Origin of the sequence: Acinetobacter beijerinckii CIP 110307 (assembly GCF_000369005.1) — a bacterium.
Lineage (GTDB): Bacteria > Pseudomonadota > Gammaproteobacteria > Pseudomonadales > Moraxellaceae > Acinetobacter > Acinetobacter beijerinckii.
In genome coordinates this window covers 712,917-730,090 of record NZ_KB849764.1, presented here as the reverse complement: position 1 = coordinate 730,090, position 17,174 = coordinate 712,917, and the positions used below count along the sequence as shown (strand labels likewise).

13 protein-coding genes are annotated in these 17,174 nt (G+C 36.1%); 12 read left to right on the top strand and 1 reads right to left on the bottom strand.

From position 1 onward, the window contains the following. The first annotated feature begins 4 nt into the window (after window positions 1–4). The 3 genes from F933_RS05010 to F933_RS05000 all read left to right on the top strand — a co-directional run bounded on the left by F933_RS05010 (window position 5) and on the right by F933_RS05000 (window position 3,135). Window positions 5–1,009 (top strand): NAD(P)H-quinone oxidoreductase, encoded by a 1,005-nt coding sequence (locus F933_RS05010; RefSeq protein ID WP_005059006.1) that lies wholly within the window; start codon window positions 5–7, stop codon window positions 1,007–1,009. A gap of 106 nt (window positions 1,010–1,115) precedes the next feature. Further along, window positions 1,116–1,994 (top strand): glyoxalase III HchA, encoded by an 879-nt coding sequence (hchA, locus tag F933_RS05005; protein WP_005059005.1) that lies wholly within the window; start codon window positions 1,116–1,118, stop codon window positions 1,992–1,994. A 139-nt stretch (window positions 1,995–2,133) separates the two neighbouring features. Next, window positions 2,134–3,135, top strand: a complete 1,002-nt coding sequence (locus tag F933_RS05000; RefSeq protein WP_005059004.1) for a 2-dehydropantoate 2-reductase — start codon at window positions 2,134–2,136, stop codon at window positions 3,133–3,135. A gap of 62 nt (window positions 3,136–3,197) precedes the next feature. On the opposite strand, the gene F933_RS04995 is transcribed toward F933_RS05000, so the two are convergent. Further along, the gene (locus F933_RS04995) at window positions 3,198–4,073 is read right to left on the bottom strand and encodes a bile acid:sodium symporter family protein (RefSeq protein WP_005059003.1); all 876 of its coding nucleotides are present in this window, start codon (window positions 4,071–4,073) and stop codon (window positions 3,198–3,200) included. A 649-nt stretch (window positions 4,074–4,722) separates the two neighbouring features. On the opposite strand from F933_RS04995, the gene F933_RS04990 reads away from it, so the two are divergent. From F933_RS04990 to F933_RS04950, 9 genes are all read left to right on the top strand, one after another. Beyond that, a complete protein-coding gene (locus F933_RS04990; RefSeq protein ID WP_005059001.1) occupies window positions 4,723–5,784 on the top strand; it encodes an HlyD family secretion protein in 1,062 nt (353 codons plus the stop codon). 25 nt (window positions 5,785–5,809) lie between these two features. Continuing rightward, window positions 5,810–7,357 carry a DHA2 family efflux MFS transporter permease subunit gene (locus F933_RS04985; RefSeq protein ID WP_005059000.1) on the top strand — a complete coding sequence of 516 codons (1,548 nt, stop codon included), beginning with the start codon at window positions 5,810–5,812 and terminating at the stop codon, window positions 7,355–7,357. 152 nt (window positions 7,358–7,509) lie between these two features. Continuing rightward, window positions 7,510–8,331, top strand: a complete 822-nt coding sequence (locus F933_RS04980) for a hypothetical protein (RefSeq protein WP_005058998.1) — start codon at window positions 7,510–7,512, stop codon at window positions 8,329–8,331. Next, window positions 8,328–9,914 carry a GH3 family acyl-acid amido synthetase gene (locus F933_RS04975; protein WP_005058997.1) on the top strand — a complete coding sequence of 529 codons (1,587 nt, stop codon included), beginning with the start codon at window positions 8,328–8,330 and terminating at the stop codon, window positions 9,912–9,914. The genes F933_RS04980 and F933_RS04975 overlap by 4 nt, the downstream gene beginning before the upstream one ends. Further along, entirely contained in the window at window positions 9,911–11,245 is a 1,335-nt protein-coding gene (locus F933_RS04970) for a TolC family protein (protein WP_005058996.1), read from the top strand. Before F933_RS04975 ends, F933_RS04970 begins: the two co-directional genes overlap by 4 nt. After that, window positions 11,242–12,408, top strand: a complete 1,167-nt coding sequence (locus tag F933_RS04965) for a hypothetical protein (protein WP_005058995.1) — start codon at window positions 11,242–11,244, stop codon at window positions 12,406–12,408. The genes F933_RS04970 and F933_RS04965 overlap by 4 nt, the downstream gene beginning before the upstream one ends. 250 nt (window positions 12,409–12,658) lie before the next feature. Next, the gene (locus F933_RS04960; protein WP_005058994.1) at window positions 12,659–13,735 is read left to right on the top strand and encodes an amidohydrolase family protein; all 1,077 of its coding nucleotides are present in this window, start codon (window positions 12,659–12,661) and stop codon (window positions 13,733–13,735) included. Window position 13,736: 1 nt separating this feature from the next. Next, a complete protein-coding gene (locus tag F933_RS04955; RefSeq protein ID WP_005058993.1) occupies window positions 13,737–14,576 on the top strand; it encodes an SDR family NAD(P)-dependent oxidoreductase in 840 nt (279 codons plus the stop codon). Between the two features lie 269 nt (window positions 14,577–14,845). Further along, the gene (locus F933_RS04950; protein ID WP_005058992.1) at window positions 14,846–17,041 is read left to right on the top strand and encodes an OsmC domain/YcaO domain-containing protein; all 2,196 of its coding nucleotides are present in this window, start codon (window positions 14,846–14,848) and stop codon (window positions 17,039–17,041) included. Window positions 17,042–17,174 lie beyond the last annotated feature (133 nt).

Here is a 17,174-nt window from a genome sequence, read left to right as displayed (position 1 = left end):
AGTCATGAATCAAAATAGTAGCGAACAAATGAAATATATCGAAATTACTCAAGCTGGCGGTCCTGAAGTTCTAAAAGTTACACAAGGTGAGAAACCTGAGATTAAAGAAGATGAAGTACTTATTGAAGTCTATGCCACTGGGATCAATCGCCCTGATATTTTGCAACGACAAGGGCTGTATCCAATGCCGAAAGGCGTAACGCAAATTCCAGGATTGGAAGTTGCTGGCATCATTTCACAAATCGGTTCAAAAGTAGAAAAATTTAAAGTCGGTGATAAGGTCTGCGCGCTGACCAACGGTGGAGGGTATGCAGAATACTGTGCTGTCCCTGCAAATCAAACCTTAGCAATCCCAAAAAATCTGAGTTTTATTGAAGCTGCGGCTATTCCAGAAACTTATTTCACGGTATGGGCAAATCTATTTCAGATCGGACAGTTGAAAAAGAACGAAACTGTTCTGATTCACGGAGGAGCGAGTGGAATTGGCTCTACAGCGTTGAGTTTATGTCATGCCATGGGTATTCAGACTTTTTCCACGGTGGGCAGTGACGAGAAAGCTGAGAAATTAAGCTCGATTTCGACAGTTATTAATTACAAGAAGCAAGATTTTGAACAAGAAATTTTTTCACGTACAGATCAGCAAGGTGTTGATGTGATCTTGGATATCATCGGTGCTGCTTACTTTAATCAGAATCTGAGATTGCTAAAAAGAGATGGGCGACTGGTAATTATCGGATTTATGGGAGGTAGAAAAGTAGATGGTTTTGATATTCAAGAACTCATGCTCAAACGCGCTGTGGTGACTGGCTCAACGATGCGTGCTCGAACCAACGATGAAAAAGCAAAAATTACTCAAGAATTGGAGCAGTTTGTTTGGCCACTAATCGAAACAGGTCAATGTAAACCGATTATTTATAAGATTTTTGCTTTTGAAGAGGTTGCAGCAGCACACCAATGTCTGGAAAGCAGTGAACATATTGGAAAAGTAGTACTCGAAATTAAATCGTAATTTTGCCTAATCGTATTCATTCTATGCCTATTTATACATCAAGCTTGAGAATGGTCACTTAGAAAAGCAATATGTAAATCAAACATATCCTACGAGGAATTTGAACATGACAACAAATACAGATGATCGCAATCCAACCCCAGATTTAGCTGAAGATAATGCTTTTTTTCCATCACCTTATTCTCTAAGTCAGTATACGGCTCCTAAAACTGACTATGACGGAACTACATACCCAAATCCATATCAAGGCGATAAAAAGATCCTCATGATTGCAACGGATGAACGCTATATCCTGATGCAAAATGACAAGTTCTTTTCTACAGGAAATCATCCAGTAGAAATGTTGTTACCAATGTTCCATTTGGACAATGCTGGTTTTGCCTTTGATGTTGCAACACTTTCAGGCAATCCAGCTAAACTGGAAATGTGGGCAATGCCAAAAGAAGAGCAGGTGGTTTTGGATACCTATCACAAGTACGAAAAACAACTTAAATCACCACTAAAATTGGCAGATATTTTAGATCAGGCTTTAAGCAGTGACTCACCTTATGCTGGTATTTTCATTCCAGGTGGACATGGGGTTTTGGCTAAAATTCCTGAGAGTAAAGAAGTTAAGGCTTTGCTAAAGTGGGCAATGGATAATGACAAATATTTGATTACCTTATGTCATGGTCCAGCTTCTTTATTAGCAGCTGCTGTAGATGAAAATCCAAATGATTATATTTTTAAAGGCTATCAAGTCTGTGTTTTTCCAGATTCATTAGATAAAGGTGCAAATATTGATATTGGATACATGCCAGGTCAGTTGCCGTGGCTTGTCGGTGAAAATCTTGAAAAGCTTGGCGTAGAAATCCTAAATAAAGGAATCACAGGGCAAGTACACCAAGATCGAAAACTGTTAACGGGCGATAGTCCATTAGCTTCTAATAATTTAGGTAAACTTGCTGCTGAAACGTTATTAGCTGATCCAAGTCTTAACGCATAATCTTTTTTAAACTTAAAGCCCAATCTTAGATTGGGCTTTTTCTTGAGAAAAATTTAAAATTTGTAAGCTAGCTGACATGTTTTAAGTTTTGATTATGTTAAGAAAGTAGTAGTGGAAATGAGATGTTTAAGGATCATCAATGAAAATATGTATTTATGGTGCAGGCAGTATTGGATGCTATCTTGGTGGTAGATTGGTTGCTGCTGACTATGACATAAATTTTATTGTTCGTCCTAAAATTCAGCAAGAACTTCAAACCTATGGTTTAACTGTTTCAGATTACACAGGATTCAAGCAAACCATTACTGCAAATAAATTAAAAATGAGCATTGATCCTAATGTAGCTGCTGATGCAGATATTATTTTGGTTTGTGTAAAATCGGCATCTACTGAACTAGTTGCTTTTGAATTAAAAGATATTTTAAAGAAAAAGACCATTATTATTAGTTTTCAAAATGGCTTAAGTAATGTGGGAATTCTAAAACGAATTTTAATAGATCACACTATTCTTGAAGGTATGGTACCTTTTAATGTCGCAGCTTTGGGGAATGGTCGTTTCCACCAAGGAACAGATGGTGCTTTGTATGTAAAAAGCCATGAGCAATTAGCTGAACTCGTGCTTGCATTTCAAAAAGCAAAGTTAGAAATTCAGTTAGAACAAGATATGCAAGCTGTACAATGGGCAAAATTATTATTGAACTTAAATAATTCAATCAATGCGCTATCCCAACTTCCACTGAAACAAGAATTATCTATTCGAGAATATCGTCAGTGTTTGGCGCTTGCTCAATTAGAAACTTTGAATCTATTAAAAATAGCCAAAATTAAACCAGCAAAACTGACCCCAATTCCTGCACAATTTATTCCTAAAATTTTAAAGTTACCGAATGTTGTTTTTAAGATTATCAGTAAAAAAATGCTCGTTATCGATCCACTTGCACGTTCTTCTATGGCAGATGATTTAATGGCTGGAAGAAAAACTGAAATCGATTGGATCAATGGTGAGGTTGTTAATTTAGCTAGACAGTTGAATCTAACAGCACCAATTAACCAAAAATTAATTGAGCTAGTAAAACAGGCAGAATCAGAGCCGAAAGTTTGGACTGGAATAAAACTTAAAGCACAGTTAACGCAATTGTGATTTGATTATGCTTAAAAAAAGCGTATAGCATCTCTATACGCTTTTTTGATGAAAATCTTAGATTAGACTGTTTTTACAGCATCTTGAGGGGCAAATTTCGTAATTAATATGCCGAATATAGTCGCGAAGATATACATGAAAATGGAGTATACCGCGGCAGGCATTGCGATGGTGGTACTTGCCATAATCGTGAGAGCAATCGTCATGGCTAAAGTGCTGTTATGAATCCCGATCTCAAATGCACATGCACGTGCTTGATATGAACTAATGCCTAACATTCGTGGCACGAAATATCCAACCATTAAGCTAATAGCACAGAATAGTGCGGTAGCTAAACCGATCTGTCCCAGGTAATCAATTAAGTTGCTTCGCTCTTTAATAATCGCACCAATTATGATAATCAGTAGAAAAACTACAGCAAAAATTCGAACAGGACGATTCAATTTTTCTGCAACATGCGGCGCATAATGACGAATAAACATCCCAATACATACAGGTACTAAAATAATCAGAAAAACTTGTAAAACCTTGGTAAATTGCAGACCAACTTGCTGTCCTTCATTCATGAAATGCAGAATTGAAAAGTTGACTATGAAGGGAAGGAAAACCGCTGCGATGATTGCGTTAATGGCAGTTAAAGTAATATTAAGAGCGATATCACCCTTATATAAATAGCTAAATAAATTGGCTGTCGTACCACCAGGTGATGCAGCCAATAGCATTAAACCGACAGCTAAAAGCGGTGGTAAAGCAAGTATTTTACAAATTAAAAATGCGATACCCACTAATAAAATGAGCTGACAGAATAAAGCAATTAAAACAGCTTTAGGGTGTTTACTGACTCTCGCAAAGTCTTTAAGTGTTAGTTCTAGCCCCATACCTGCCATAACGATGGCTAAGGCAATAGGCAAAAATATTGTGATCAGTCCTGAATCCATAAACCGTTTCCCTTGAAATCAATATTATTTTTTAGATAGCTATTTCTGTAATGACACAAGCGCTGAGCTAAAGAGTAAATAGCTCATATTTGTTTGATAATCCTACAACATTTTTTAGCATAAATACTTTAGATTTCTCGTTAAATTCAAGTTGTCAGTTATCCGACAATTGAGCTATGTTTTTCTAAGTAAATTTAAGATCAAATGTTCAACTTTACAAGATAGCTACATTTTTATAGACACATCTTGCTCAAAATTTGTGAATGTTCAATCTATTTCAATGAAATATAAACATTTAAGAAAGTACAGAAATCGTCAGGTAGAACTCAATTTTATTCTTTTAAATATTATTTAAATATCAATGGAATAATTTTATTTTGAAATTATTTTTTTATTCAATTGCTGTTTCCACATTTATTAGATCTATCATTTAATATTCATGTTTTGAAAAAAGAAGCATTGACATAAAAACAGTTGTTCACTGAAATAAAGGTCAATGACATTTTATGACACAAAGAATGATAATTTTCGCCAATTCGAGGTTCGTAACTTTTATTTAGTTAAGCTAGATGAGAGTTAGTGGAATTGCTACCCACGAGTTTAGTTGGGTCAAAATAAAAATTTATATTAAAAGTATATGGAACGAAATATGGATACCTTGGTTCAGGTAGAAACGGATAGTCATTACCAAAAACGTAAAAAAATAACGTGGGTCGTTTTTAGTTTGCTCATGCTATGTCTAATATTAGGACTAATCTACTATTTTCTTGTATTTCGTTTTTATCAGTCAACTGACAATGCCTATGTTCAAGCAGATGTAACTTGGGTCATACCAAAAACCTCTGGTGAAGTTATTGATCTCATTGTGAGTGACAATAAAATTGTCAAACAAGGTGAGGTGTTAGCTGTTTTAGATCATCGTGATTACCAAGCAAGATATGATCAAGCGCGTTCAGTTGTGAGTTTAAAACAAGCAGCATTAGGTGTACAGCAACAAAACGAAAAGTCAGCAAATGCTACGATTGAAGAAGCCAATAGTGGGGTTATTGCAGCTCAAGCAGAATTATCTCGTCTGAAAAAAGACTTTATTCGTTATCAAGATTTACTTCAAGATGGAGTAATCACGCGTCAAAATTTTGACAATATCCAATCACAATACTTATCTGCTCAAGCACAATTAACAAAGGCCCAAGCAGCGGTTAACTCTGCAAAAGCTCAACTTGGAAGTTTACAGGCCAGTAGAGCGCAACTTTTAGCTGATATTCAAAATGCTGATGCAACTTTAAACCTTTACCAAATTGATTTAGCGGCATCAAAAATAGTAAGTCCTGTTTCAGGTAAAGTCGGCAGCCTTGCGATACAAAAGGGATCACGTGTATCACCTCAAACACGTTTAATGGCCATTATTCCTGAAAACAGTATCTATGTTCAGGCAAATTTCAAAGAGACACAGATAGAGAAAATGCATATTGGTCAGATGGTTAAGTTGAAAGTTGATGCTTATCCAAGTGTGACCTATATGGGCAAAATCGAGAGTTTTTCTCCAGCATCGGGTGCGACGTTTTCACTTATGCCACCTGACAATGCCACAGGAAATTTTAATAAAGTTGTGCAACGTATACCTGTGCGTATTTCAATTGATTCCACGCCACATATTGAGCTAATAAAACCTGGAATGTCAGTCAGCGCAACCGTTGACCTAAGAACTTAATAATAAAGTCATTAAGGTATAAAAAATGAATAAGCACTTTAATGGTGAGTGGAACTTTGCGCCCAAAACTGCGTGGATCATCTTTCTCGCGATGATTTTTGGTAACTTCATGGCAATTCTCGATATACAAATTGTCGCAAGTTCTTTAAATGAAGTTCAAGCAGGAATGAGTGCCAGTCGTTATGAAGTGACTTGGGTACAAACGGTATACCTCATTGCTGAAATTATCGCAATTCCAATGTCGAGTATCGTTTCTAGAATTTTGTCTACTCGAATTTATTACACGATTTGTGCAATCGGTTTCACCATAAGTTCTTTACTTTGTGCACTTGCTTGGAATTTAGAAAGTTTACTCGTGTTCAGGGCAATTCAGGGATTTATGGGCGGAGGTATGATTCCAACATCAATGACTGCTTTATTTATACTTTTTCCTGAAGTTAAACGATCATTACCTTTGGTTGTTTTTGGCATGGTAAGTACCTTAGGCCCTGCAATTGGTCCGACGATTGGTGGATGGCTAACCAATAATTTTTCATGGCATTGGATGTTTTTAATCAATATTGTCCCAGGAATTATTATTGCAACGATCATTTTTTCTGGACCAAGTATTGATAAGCCAAACCATGCTTTGATTAAGACCATGGATTGGATTGCTTTAATCGGTATGGCAATGTTTTTAGGTGGATTGGAATATTTTCTAGATGAAGGCGCTCGTCATGATTGGTTTGTCGATACAGGTGTACGATTTGCTTTTATTATATGCGTTATAGGAGCTTTTATTTTCTTCTCACGCAGTTTTACCCAAGCGCATCCTTTACTCGATTTAAGTGTTTTCAAGAATAAAAATTTTACTTTAAGTTCAATTATTACCTTCGTTATAGGCATGGCCTTATACGGTTTAGGCTACATGATTCCTGTATTTCTAGGGCAAGTGCGTGAAATGAACAGTAGTCAAATCGGTCATATTATGATGGTTACAGGAATTGTAATGTTCTTATTTGCGCCATTGTTGGCTTGGTTGATTCCAAATTTTGATACACGAAAAACAGTATTTGTAGGCATGCTTTTAGCTGGTTTTGGTGTCTGGTTAAATTCTCATTTAAGCATTCATAGTGATTATGATTTTATGTTTTGGCCACAGGTTTATCGTGGTATAGGTTTGATGATTTGCTTGATCGTCGTATCACATTTAGCGATGAGTACATTACCACTTTCAAAAGTTGCAGATGCTAGTGGAATTTATAATCTGATGCGAAATATTGGTGGTGCAGTAGGATTGGCACTGATTAATTCGTCGTTAGATTGGCTCACCGCAATACACGTTACTCAACTTAATCAATATATGACACCTCAGAATTGGATTTTTATCGAAAAGTTAGATCAGCTTACAGCACAGTATCAACATGTTGGCGCTGATGCTCAAAGAATAGCACTCAGTGTTATCTACCGAGATATTCATTATCAAGCTCTTACATCGAGTTTTAATGATTTATTACGATTACTTTCAGTCATTATGATTATTACTGCATTTCTCACAATATTTATGGATAGGGCTAAGAAAATGAATATATAGCTGAATTACGCTAGAGGGTTAAATCATGAATAATGATTTAAAAATAAAAAGGAACATGTTTAAAATTTGATTCCTTAAAACAAAAACCATATGAATTTTATATTTCTTAACGAGATAGAGATTTTCATATTTAAAATTTAATGGACTGACTTATGATTAATACAACGGCTAAAATTATTTCAATATTAAGTACTAAAGAGAACTCTTATGGTCAATATGTTGAAAGAGAAAAAATTGATAATAATCAATTGAAAGATATGTATTCGATTTATGAGCAATATTATGAAAACACTCAGTTTGAAATTTTTTTAAATGATTTTAAAAAGAAAAGCGGCGCAATTCTTATTTTTAATTCAAAGACACATGAGATTGTTGGATTTTCTACAGTCGCAGTTCAACATTTTTATTTAGATGGTAAGCACTATACTGTTTTATTTAGCGGTGATACGGTTATTTTAAAAGAGTTTTGGGGAACTCGCACACTCCAGACAACGATGTTGAAATTAATCGTTAAACTAAGAATTCGTTATCCTTTTAATGAATTTTATTGGTTACTTATATCCAAAGGTTATAAAACTTACTTACTGTTGGCAAATAATTATTATGTTTATTATCCAAATTTGCAGGGTGAAAATGAGCATTTATCTACTGTAATAGAGCATTATTGTGAAAACTTTTTTGGTGAATATTATGATAAAGAAGTTGGATTATTGAATTTTGGTCATGATTATCAGCCTCTAAAAAATGAAGTTGCACCCATCACAGAAGAAATGAGGACAGCAAATCCTAAAATTAATTTTTTTGAAATGAAAAACCCGACTTGGACTGTGGGAACTGAGCTGCCTTGCATTGGTCGTTTGGGATGGAAGGATTTGGTTCGCTTTCCAGCAAGACTTATTACAAAGCCAACAAGTAAGGGAAAGCACGAAGCAATCTGTACAAATAATAAATTTAGAAAGAGTATCTCAAAATGAAATATACAGGATGGCTGACCAAGGGATCACATTTGATCATGAAGAACTGGTGTGAAACTTCAGAAAGAAGCTTTAAAAAAAATACCAATCATTTAGAAGCATCTCAACGTCAAATATTAAGTACAATTTTAAAAACATCAACTCTTGCTAGAAAAGAAAATATTTCAAATTATGAAGAATTTATAGCGTTTTTTGCTCCTTCACGTTATAGCGACTGGCGAGAGGCGATAACTGAATATCGTGAGCAGGAATCATTACTTTCGATCAGTAAGCTTATTCGTTTCCAGCCTACGAGTGGTTCGAGTGAACAGATTAAATTTATTCCTTATACCCAATTATTTTTAGATCAGCTTGATCATGCAATCGCCCCATGGTTGGCAAGCATGTATCGTAAATGTCCTGCATTAAAATATGGCACACATTATTGGTCAGTTTCATGGTTGCCTGAAAGCCAACGTCAAGTATTAAAAGATAAAAATCTTAATGATGACAGTGCCTTATTAAGTCTAGGAAAGCGTATTTTATCTAAATTTACCCAAGCTGTTCCAAGTAATGTCGCTTTTGCCGCAAATGCGGATGATGCTTTGTTTGCGACCTTATGTTATTTGGTTGCAAACCATAATTTGGCATTGATTTCTGTATGGAGCCCAACTTTTGCTTTGCAGTTACTTGATCGTTTAGAAGCTTTGCAATATGAGGTTGTTCAAGTGCTTGAGAGTGGATCATGGGGATTGCGGCAAGCATATTTAGCGCAAATTAAAGCCCCCTTTTGTTCAAAAAGTGCAAAACGTTTAATTGCAGCTACAGACGGTCACCAAATTGATTTTAAAAAATTATGGCCAAAACTCAGTTTAATATCGAGTTGGGATACTGCGGGATCTAAAGCTTGGGCTGAAAAACTACAACAGCGATTACCTTTCGTTCAATTTGAAGGCAAAGGGTTGTGGGCAACAGAGGGTGTTGTAACTATACCTTATAACGGTCTGTATCCATTAGCATATCAAAGCCATTTTTATGAATTTGAATATTTAGAGGGTGAACAGCAAGGAAAAATCATTCCGTCTTGGGAACTCAAAATTGGTGATGTGGTTAGTCCGATTATTAGTTCAGGCAATGGCTTGCTACGTTATTGTTTAGATGATTGCTTATTGGTTACAGGTTTCTTTGAACAAGTGCCTTGTTTTGAGTTTCAAGGTCGGCGTTTCGGTGTAGATTTAGTGGGTGAAAAGCTTGCTCCTGAAACAGCTCAACAGCTATTGTCTCATTTAAATAAAACTGATTCCAAAGCGATTTCATTGCTTGCCATAGATACGCAGCAACAAAGTAAACCATTTTATTGTGTGCTGTTTGAAGGCGAGATTCATCACTCAGTTGATCATCAATATATTGACAGTATTTTGCGCCAAAACTTCCATTACGAATTAGCACGTAATTTAGGTCAACTTGATCTACCACAAATTCGCCAAGCACACGATGGTTGGGCTGCATATAAAAAACTGGTGATGTCTGATGGTTTAATTGAAGGAAATATCAAACCTGAACCGCTAAAGAAAATCTCTTTGAATAGTCTGGAGCGATTATGAATAGAGAAATAATGCAATTTAAAAAAAAGGTGTCCAAATATCAATATTTGATTTATTTGTCAGTCCTATTTGCCGCACATACAGCTGAGGCAATGAACTTAGATGATGCAATTTCAGCGAGTTTGAGTCATGAAAGTCAATTAGAACTGAGTCGATTAGGTGTCAATCAATCCACTGCGATACTTGATCAAGCAACACAACGAGATGGACTGAGGGTCAATCTGGTTGGGCAGTTGGATTATGAAAAAATAGAAACCCCAACCAACGTAATGTTTCCAACTGAAGGGAATCGTCGAGGTCGTAGTTTGCAACTTCAGTTGGATTATCCAGTCTATACTTCTGGTCGCCATCGTCTAGGTATTGAAGTTGCTAAGAAGCAGCTTTCTGCTCGTACTGAAGCATTATCAGATCAACGATCTGAAACGATATTAAATACGGTGATGGTTTATACCGATGTGTTAAAGAAAAAAGCAATTTTAGATCTTAGAAAGAAAACCATGTCAAATTTACAGCGTTCTCTGTATGAATCTCAGAGGCGTTTTGATGTCGGCATGATTACACGAGCAGACTTAGCTCAGGTTTTAGCTCAAGTCGCTCAAGGGCAAGCAGATATTACGCAAGCTCAATCTAATCTAACTATCAGTGAGGCACAATTTTATCAAATCACTGGTCTAAAACCTGATGATTTGGTCGTAATAAATCAACTACCAAGTATTAGCAACAACGTGGACGAAATTATTTTAAAAGCCAAAACTCATCCCGCGTTGATACAAGCGAAATACGAAAGGCAAGCAGCTGAAAAGCAATATGCTTTGACCAAAAGAGAGTTGTGGCCAACAGTAATGCTCACCAGTAAGCTCGGTGCTCAGCATGAAGCAACCAATATCGGCTCTGAAAGTAATAATTATATGGTGGGTATTCAGTTAAATGTACCGCTCTATGATGATGGACTAAATCGAGCAAACATCAATAAAGTTCAAGTTGATATTCAGCTTGCTGATCAGAAAATTAAAACTTTGGAGCTAGATTTAAATCAACGTATTCGTACAACTTATGCACAACTTCAAACTATTCGCCAAAATAAAGATGCGCTGCAAAATGCAATTGATGCAGCTTCAATCGCATTTGTATATACCCGTAAAGAGTTTGAATTAGGTACGAAAACCACTTTTGATTTACTTAATACTGAGCAAAAACTATTAGATGTTCAAACGCAAAAGACCGTCAACCAACAGGATGAGGTCGTATTTGTCTATCAACTGCTAGATCAAATGGGAAGTTTGAATGATTTAGTGTCTATATCACCTCATGCACAGGTCAAAATGCAATGAAAATGAATCTAGAGCAGAAGTCTCAATATAATCTGATTACACGTGAGGCAACGCTTGAGGATGATCATGGCTTGAGAGCACTTATCGCTGTTCCAATGACAACGAGAGGGGTTCAAATCAGCTTTCAACGTGAGCCTAGTTATTTTAAAGCTTCTGATATCCTGTATAGGCACAAATTACATGTTGTGATTGAGGATAAAGAACACCAGAAAAAAGTTGCTTGTTATAGTAATGGGTACCGTCCGTGTTATATCAATCAGCAGATACAGGACTTGCGATACGCTAGCGATTTACGTGTCGATTGCAACTATCGTGGAAAATCTTTAGTTAAAGTTTTAGCTGTGCACCTGAAAACAAATATGCACGACCCTAATTTTAGTCAAATGATCATTTTTGATGATAATCATGCAGCTCGTGCCGCTATGCAAACCTCTAAAACAGGTATGCCAGATTATTATGATGAAGGATTGATTGAAACATTGACGTTGACGCATTTAGCAAAGAAAAGAAAAATCAACGCATTTATAAATAGTACAGCGCCTGATTATCAAGATAATCGCCAAGTTCAGTCTTGTGTTGCTCAACCAGAGCATATCCAATCAATGAATGATTTTATTACGGAAATGTCTGAGCACTATAATTTTATCCCTGCCTATAATTTTGAAGAACTAGCTCATGGGCATCGCTATTATTCAGGGATTAAACTTTCAGATTTCGTCTTGTATTTTCAAGATAAAAAGCTAATCGGTATGTTTGGTTTATGGAATCAACATCGCATTAAACAAACTAAAATTTTACATTACAGTCCCATAATAGCTGTATTAAGACCAATTTATAATTTAATAAATTCAATTACTAAGGGAATGCCATTGCCTAAACTTGGCGATTCATTAAAATATCACGTGTTACATAGCTTATTATGCCATCCAAACAATCTAGCACTACACAATCTAATGTTGGGGGATGCGTACAAGCTTTCTAAAAGACAAGGAATAGGTGTCGTGAGCTTTACGCTATCCCATAAAGATCCTCGTTATCAATTGAACCAGTTCTACAAAGGTGAACGCTTAACGGGAATGCATGGTTTTATCAGTTATGCGGGCGATCCTCGTTCAAATTTTGATGATCAATTAATTCCATATCTCGAAGTGGGGCGCATTTAAGCGAAGAATAGAACGAAAACACCTCTAATATTCTAAGGTTTAGTATCGACAGAACAGATTGATTATTTTAATCAACGAATTGAGGTTGGTTCAGTAATTTATCTATAAATTCAGTTGTTTTCTACAAGTTGCAAAATGAATGAAATTCATATTTTAATATTTAAATAAATCATTTCATTCATAGTGGATTGTTCTGTAGGCTAAAAATATTCAAAGCACTTTTAAAATTAAATCAGGGATGGGAAGTGGAATGAAAGGATTAGATTTTCCAATAATTGACCCACATATACACCAATGGGATCCTTACCATACACCGCATTCAGCAGCTTTATTGGTTAAAACATTGGGTAAATATCCTGTTTTAATGGATAAAATTGTACGTCTTGTTAAACCTAAACCATTGCTGGATAGTTTAGGTGTGACTCAATACGCACTTAATCCATATTTACCAGAACACTATAAAGCCGACACTGTGCCATTTGATGTTGATTGTGTGGTACATGTTGAAGCTAATTGGCATCATCAAAAAAGATTTGGTGTGGTCGAAGAAACCCATTGGCTTAATCAACTTAATTTTAAGACGCATAATTTAAATCTTGGCGCAATTGTGGCAACTGCCGATCCTAGATATAAAAAATTCAAAGATATATTAACAGCTCATCAAGATGCGAGTCCGTTATTTCGGGGGATTCGAAAAATGGCAGCTTGGCATGACGATCAAGGCGTTTATCGTTGGTGCGATAAACCACATTTATATCAATCAAAGACGTTTTTAAAAGGTTTTGAGCACTTGGCAAAAATGGAACTTTCATTTGATGCTTGGGCTTATTCAACACAGTTAAATGAAATCAATCTTTTAGCAAAAAACTTCCCACAAACACCGATTGTCGTTGATCATTTAGCGACGCCAGTAGGTTTGTTTGGTTCAGTAGGTAAGAGAACGGGGCGAACTTCTGCTGAACGAGCTGATATTTTTGAACAGTGGAAATATGAATTGGAGGATTTAGCGCAACAAAAAAATGTTTATGCCAAGATTTCTGGCTTGATGATGCCTGTACTTGGACATACTTTTTATCAGCAGCAGCGCACTGCAAGCATTGCAGAAATAATCCATTTATTAACACCGATGATTCAACATGCGATAAATGTATTTGGTACTGATCGAATTATTTATGCCTCAAACTTTCCAATGGATAAACCCAATGTGGCTTTATCGGACTTAATTAGTGCATATATTGAAATGATTAATCCTTATGGTGATCACGCGCTGCATGCCATATTTAGACAAAATGCAGCGAATTTTTATAAATTAAAGATAGAGTCATGAAATGAGAAATTTTAGTCATAAAGTCGCCGCAATCACTGGTGCAGGTTCAGGAATCGGTCAACAACTTGCGATCTTATTGGCACAGCAAGGTGCTCATTTGGCTTTAAGTGATGTCAATGATCAAGGCTTAGCTGAAACAGTATCTTTAATAAAACAATACCCCGTGAATGTTACAACGACCCAATTAGATGTATCAGATCAAAAAGCGATAAAAGAATGGGCTGTAAATAGTTTTGAAGCACATGGCAAAATCAATTTAATTTTTAATAATGCAGGTGTGGCATTAGCGAGTACTGTTGAAGGGATGAGTTATGACGAAATGGAATGGATTTTTGATATTAACTTTTGGGGTGTGGTGTATGGAACCAAAGAGTTCTTACCTTATTTAAAGCAAAGTGGTGAAGGGCATATTATTAATATTTCGAGTCTTTTTGGTTTAACGGCTCAACCAAGCCAAAGTGCTTATAATGCAACAAAATTTGCTGTTCGAGGTTTTACAGAATCACTGCGACAAGAGTTAAATATTCAAAATAATGGTGTTAGTGTGACCTGTGTTCATCCAGGCGGTATCCGTACCAATATTGCGAATAGTGCACGTATGAATGATAGCATCCGTTCTTTGGGCATGAATCCAGCTAAAGCCAGCCGAGCATTTAATAAAGTATTAAAAACTCCACCAGAAGTTGCTGCAAAGATTATTCTTGATGCAGTGAGGAAAAATAAAGCGCGTATTCTAATCGGTAATGATGCAAAAATTTTAGATATCATACAAAGAATTACGCCAACGCATTATTCTAATGCACTTCAGTTTTTAACTAAGAAAAGTTCAAAAAAGCGTTAATCTGATGCAATCAAAATATACTTATTTTTATTGCTAAGCACTTTTGAGCTTTCAATTGCTTATTTAAAGACTAGAAAAACACACAAAAGTTATCAATTGCATAAAATACTTCTATAATAGCGCCCATCATTACTAGAGTTAGTTCAAGTTATTTTGACGAATTAACTCTAGCTACTTTTAAGTCAATTTCTTATCCGCGATTCGGCTTATATATCAATATTTTGAATTTTATATGTTTATCCTGACATGTAAGAAAATTAGGTACCAGCATGGAAATCAAGGTTAATTATCTCGACAACCTTCGACAAGAAGCCAAATTTGATGACTTTACAGTAATCGCTGATCAGCCAATTCGTTATAAAGGTGATGGTTCTGCGCCAGGTCCTTTTGATTACTTTCTTGCTTCATCAGCACTTTGTGCAGCTTATTTTGTCAAAGTGTATTGTGCGGCTCGAGATATACCTACAGATAATATTCGTTTATCACAAAATAATATCGTTGACCCTGAAAACCGCTATAAACAGATTTTTAAAATTCAGGTTGAGTTACCAGCAGATATTTCTGAAAAAGATCGTCAAGGCATTTTACGTTCAATTGATCGTTGTACCGTGAAGAAAGTGATTCAAACGGGTCCTGAATTTATCATTGAGGAAGTCGAAAGTATTGATGCAGATGCTCAAGCACTGTTGATGCCAAGTTTGGCTTCAGAGAGTAGTACTTACATTGCAGGTAAAGATCTACCGTTAGAAGAAACCATTGCCAATATGTCTGGTATTTTGGCAAATCTAGGTATGAAGATTGAAATTGCCTCATGGCGCAATATTGTGCCGAATGTTTGGTCTTTACATATTCGTGATGCACAGTCACCAATGTGCTTCACCAATGGTAAAGGTTCAACCAAAGAAAGTGCTTTGGCATCAGCTTTGGGTGAGTTTATTGAGCGATTAAACTGTAACTTTTTCTATAATGACCAGTTCTGGGGTGAAGAAATTGCCAATGCAGAGTTTGTACATTATCCAGATGAAAAGTGGTTCAAACCGGGTCCTAATGGTGAATTGCCAAAAGAAATTTTGGATAATTACTGCCTCGAAATTTATAACCCAGATGATGAATTATTGGGTACGCATTTGTACGATACCAATTCAGGTAATACTGAACGCGGTATTTGTTCATTGCCATTTGTACGCCAATCTGACGATAAAATTGTATATTTCCCATCGAATTTGATTGAGAACTTATACCTCAGTAATGGAATGAGTGCAGGTAATACTTTGGCTGAAGCCCAAGTTCAATGTTTATCTGAGATTTTTGAGCGTGCTGTAAAACGTGAAATTTTAGAAGGGGAAATCGCTTTACCAGATGTACCACAAGAAGTATTAGCAAAATACCCAAGTATTGTGGCAGGTATCCAAGGTTTAGAAGAACAAGGTTTCCCTGTTTTAGTGAAAGATGCTTCTTTGGGTGGTGACTTTCCTGTCATGTGCGTGACACTGATGAACCCACGTACTGGCGGTGTATTTGCCTCATTCGGTGCTCATCCAAGTTTTGAAGTTGCTTTAGAACGTAGTCTGACTGAACTGTTACAAGGTCGTAGTTTTGAAGGTCTCAATGACTTACCACAACCAACCTTCCAAAGTGAAGCGGTGACTGAACCAAACAATTTTGTTGAACACTTTATTGACTCTAGCGGCTTAGTTTCATGGCGTTTCTTTAGCGCTAAATCAGACTATGATTTTGTCGAGTGGGATTTCACCAACGATGGTGAAAACTCAAATGAGGAAGAAGCTGCTGAGTTGTTTGAAATTTTGCAAGAAATGGGCAAAGAAGTGTATATGGCTGTTTATGAGCATTTAGGTGCAACAGCATGCCGTATCTTAGTTCCTGATTATTCAGAAATTTATCTGGTCGAAGATTTAATTTGGGATAATACCAATAAAGCATTGGCATTCCGTGAAGATATTTTAAATCTGCATCGCTTAGATCAAACTCAACTTGTAGCTTTAGCCGAGCGTTTAGAAGAGTGTGAACTAGATGACTATACTGAAATCGCAACCTTGATTGGCATTGAGTTTGATGACAATACGGTGTGGGGACAGTTGACCATCCTAGAGCTTAAGCTGTTGATCTATATTGCGTTAGAACAGTTTGAAGAGGCTAAAGAATTGGTTGAAACGTTCTTACAATACAACACCAATACCGTTGAGCGTGGTCTGTTCTATCAGTGCATGAATGTCGTGCTGGAAGTCATTCTTGATGATGAGATGGAGTTGGAAGATTACGAAAAGAACTTCCGACGTATGTTTGGTGATGAACGTATGGATGCTGTTGTTGGTTCTGTAGAAGGTACGGTACGTTTTTATGGTTTAACGCCAACAAGTATGAAACTAGAAGGGCTTGACCGTCATTTACGTCTGATCGATAGTTATAAAAAATTGCACAAAGCTAGAGCTAAAGCTGCAAGTTAAATCTTTAAATTTTTGATCTGTGAAAGGTGTATGTCAATCATGCACCTTTTTTCATGATTGAAGCCAAAACTTTTGAATTACGATTTTATAATTAAAAAAGATTCATCTTATTAAAAATCAATTTGATCGAACT

Coding starts and splice junctions, on each gene's coding strand:
- F933_RS05010 (WP_005059006.1), top strand. CDS start 5: ATGAATCAAAATAGTAGCGAACAAATGAAATATATCGAAATTACTCAA.
- hchA (WP_005059005.1), top strand. CDS start 1,116: ATGACAACAAATACAGATGATCGCAATCCAACCCCAGATTTAGCTGAA.
- F933_RS05000 (WP_005059004.1), top strand. CDS start 2,134: ATGAAAATATGTATTTATGGTGCAGGCAGTATTGGATGCTATCTTGGT.
- F933_RS04995 (WP_005059003.1), bottom strand. CDS start 4,073: ATGGATTCAGGACTGATCACAATATTTTTGCCTATTGCCTTAGCCATC.
- F933_RS04990 (WP_005059001.1), top strand. CDS start 4,723: ATGGATACCTTGGTTCAGGTAGAAACGGATAGTCATTACCAAAAACGT.
- F933_RS04985 (WP_005059000.1), top strand. CDS start 5,810: ATGAATAAGCACTTTAATGGTGAGTGGAACTTTGCGCCCAAAACTGCG.
- F933_RS04980 (WP_005058998.1), top strand. CDS start 7,510: ATGATTAATACAACGGCTAAAATTATTTCAATATTAAGTACTAAAGAG.
- F933_RS04975 (WP_005058997.1), top strand. CDS start 8,328: ATGAAATATACAGGATGGCTGACCAAGGGATCACATTTGATCATGAAG.
- F933_RS04970 (WP_005058996.1), top strand. CDS start 9,911: ATGAATAGAGAAATAATGCAATTTAAAAAAAAGGTGTCCAAATATCAA.
- F933_RS04965 (WP_005058995.1), top strand. CDS start 11,242: ATGAAAATGAATCTAGAGCAGAAGTCTCAATATAATCTGATTACACGT.
- F933_RS04960 (WP_005058994.1), top strand. CDS start 12,659: ATGAAAGGATTAGATTTTCCAATAATTGACCCACATATACACCAATGG.
- F933_RS04955 (WP_005058993.1), top strand. CDS start 13,737: ATGAGAAATTTTAGTCATAAAGTCGCCGCAATCACTGGTGCAGGTTCA.
- F933_RS04950 (WP_005058992.1), top strand. CDS start 14,846: ATGGAAATCAAGGTTAATTATCTCGACAACCTTCGACAAGAAGCCAAA.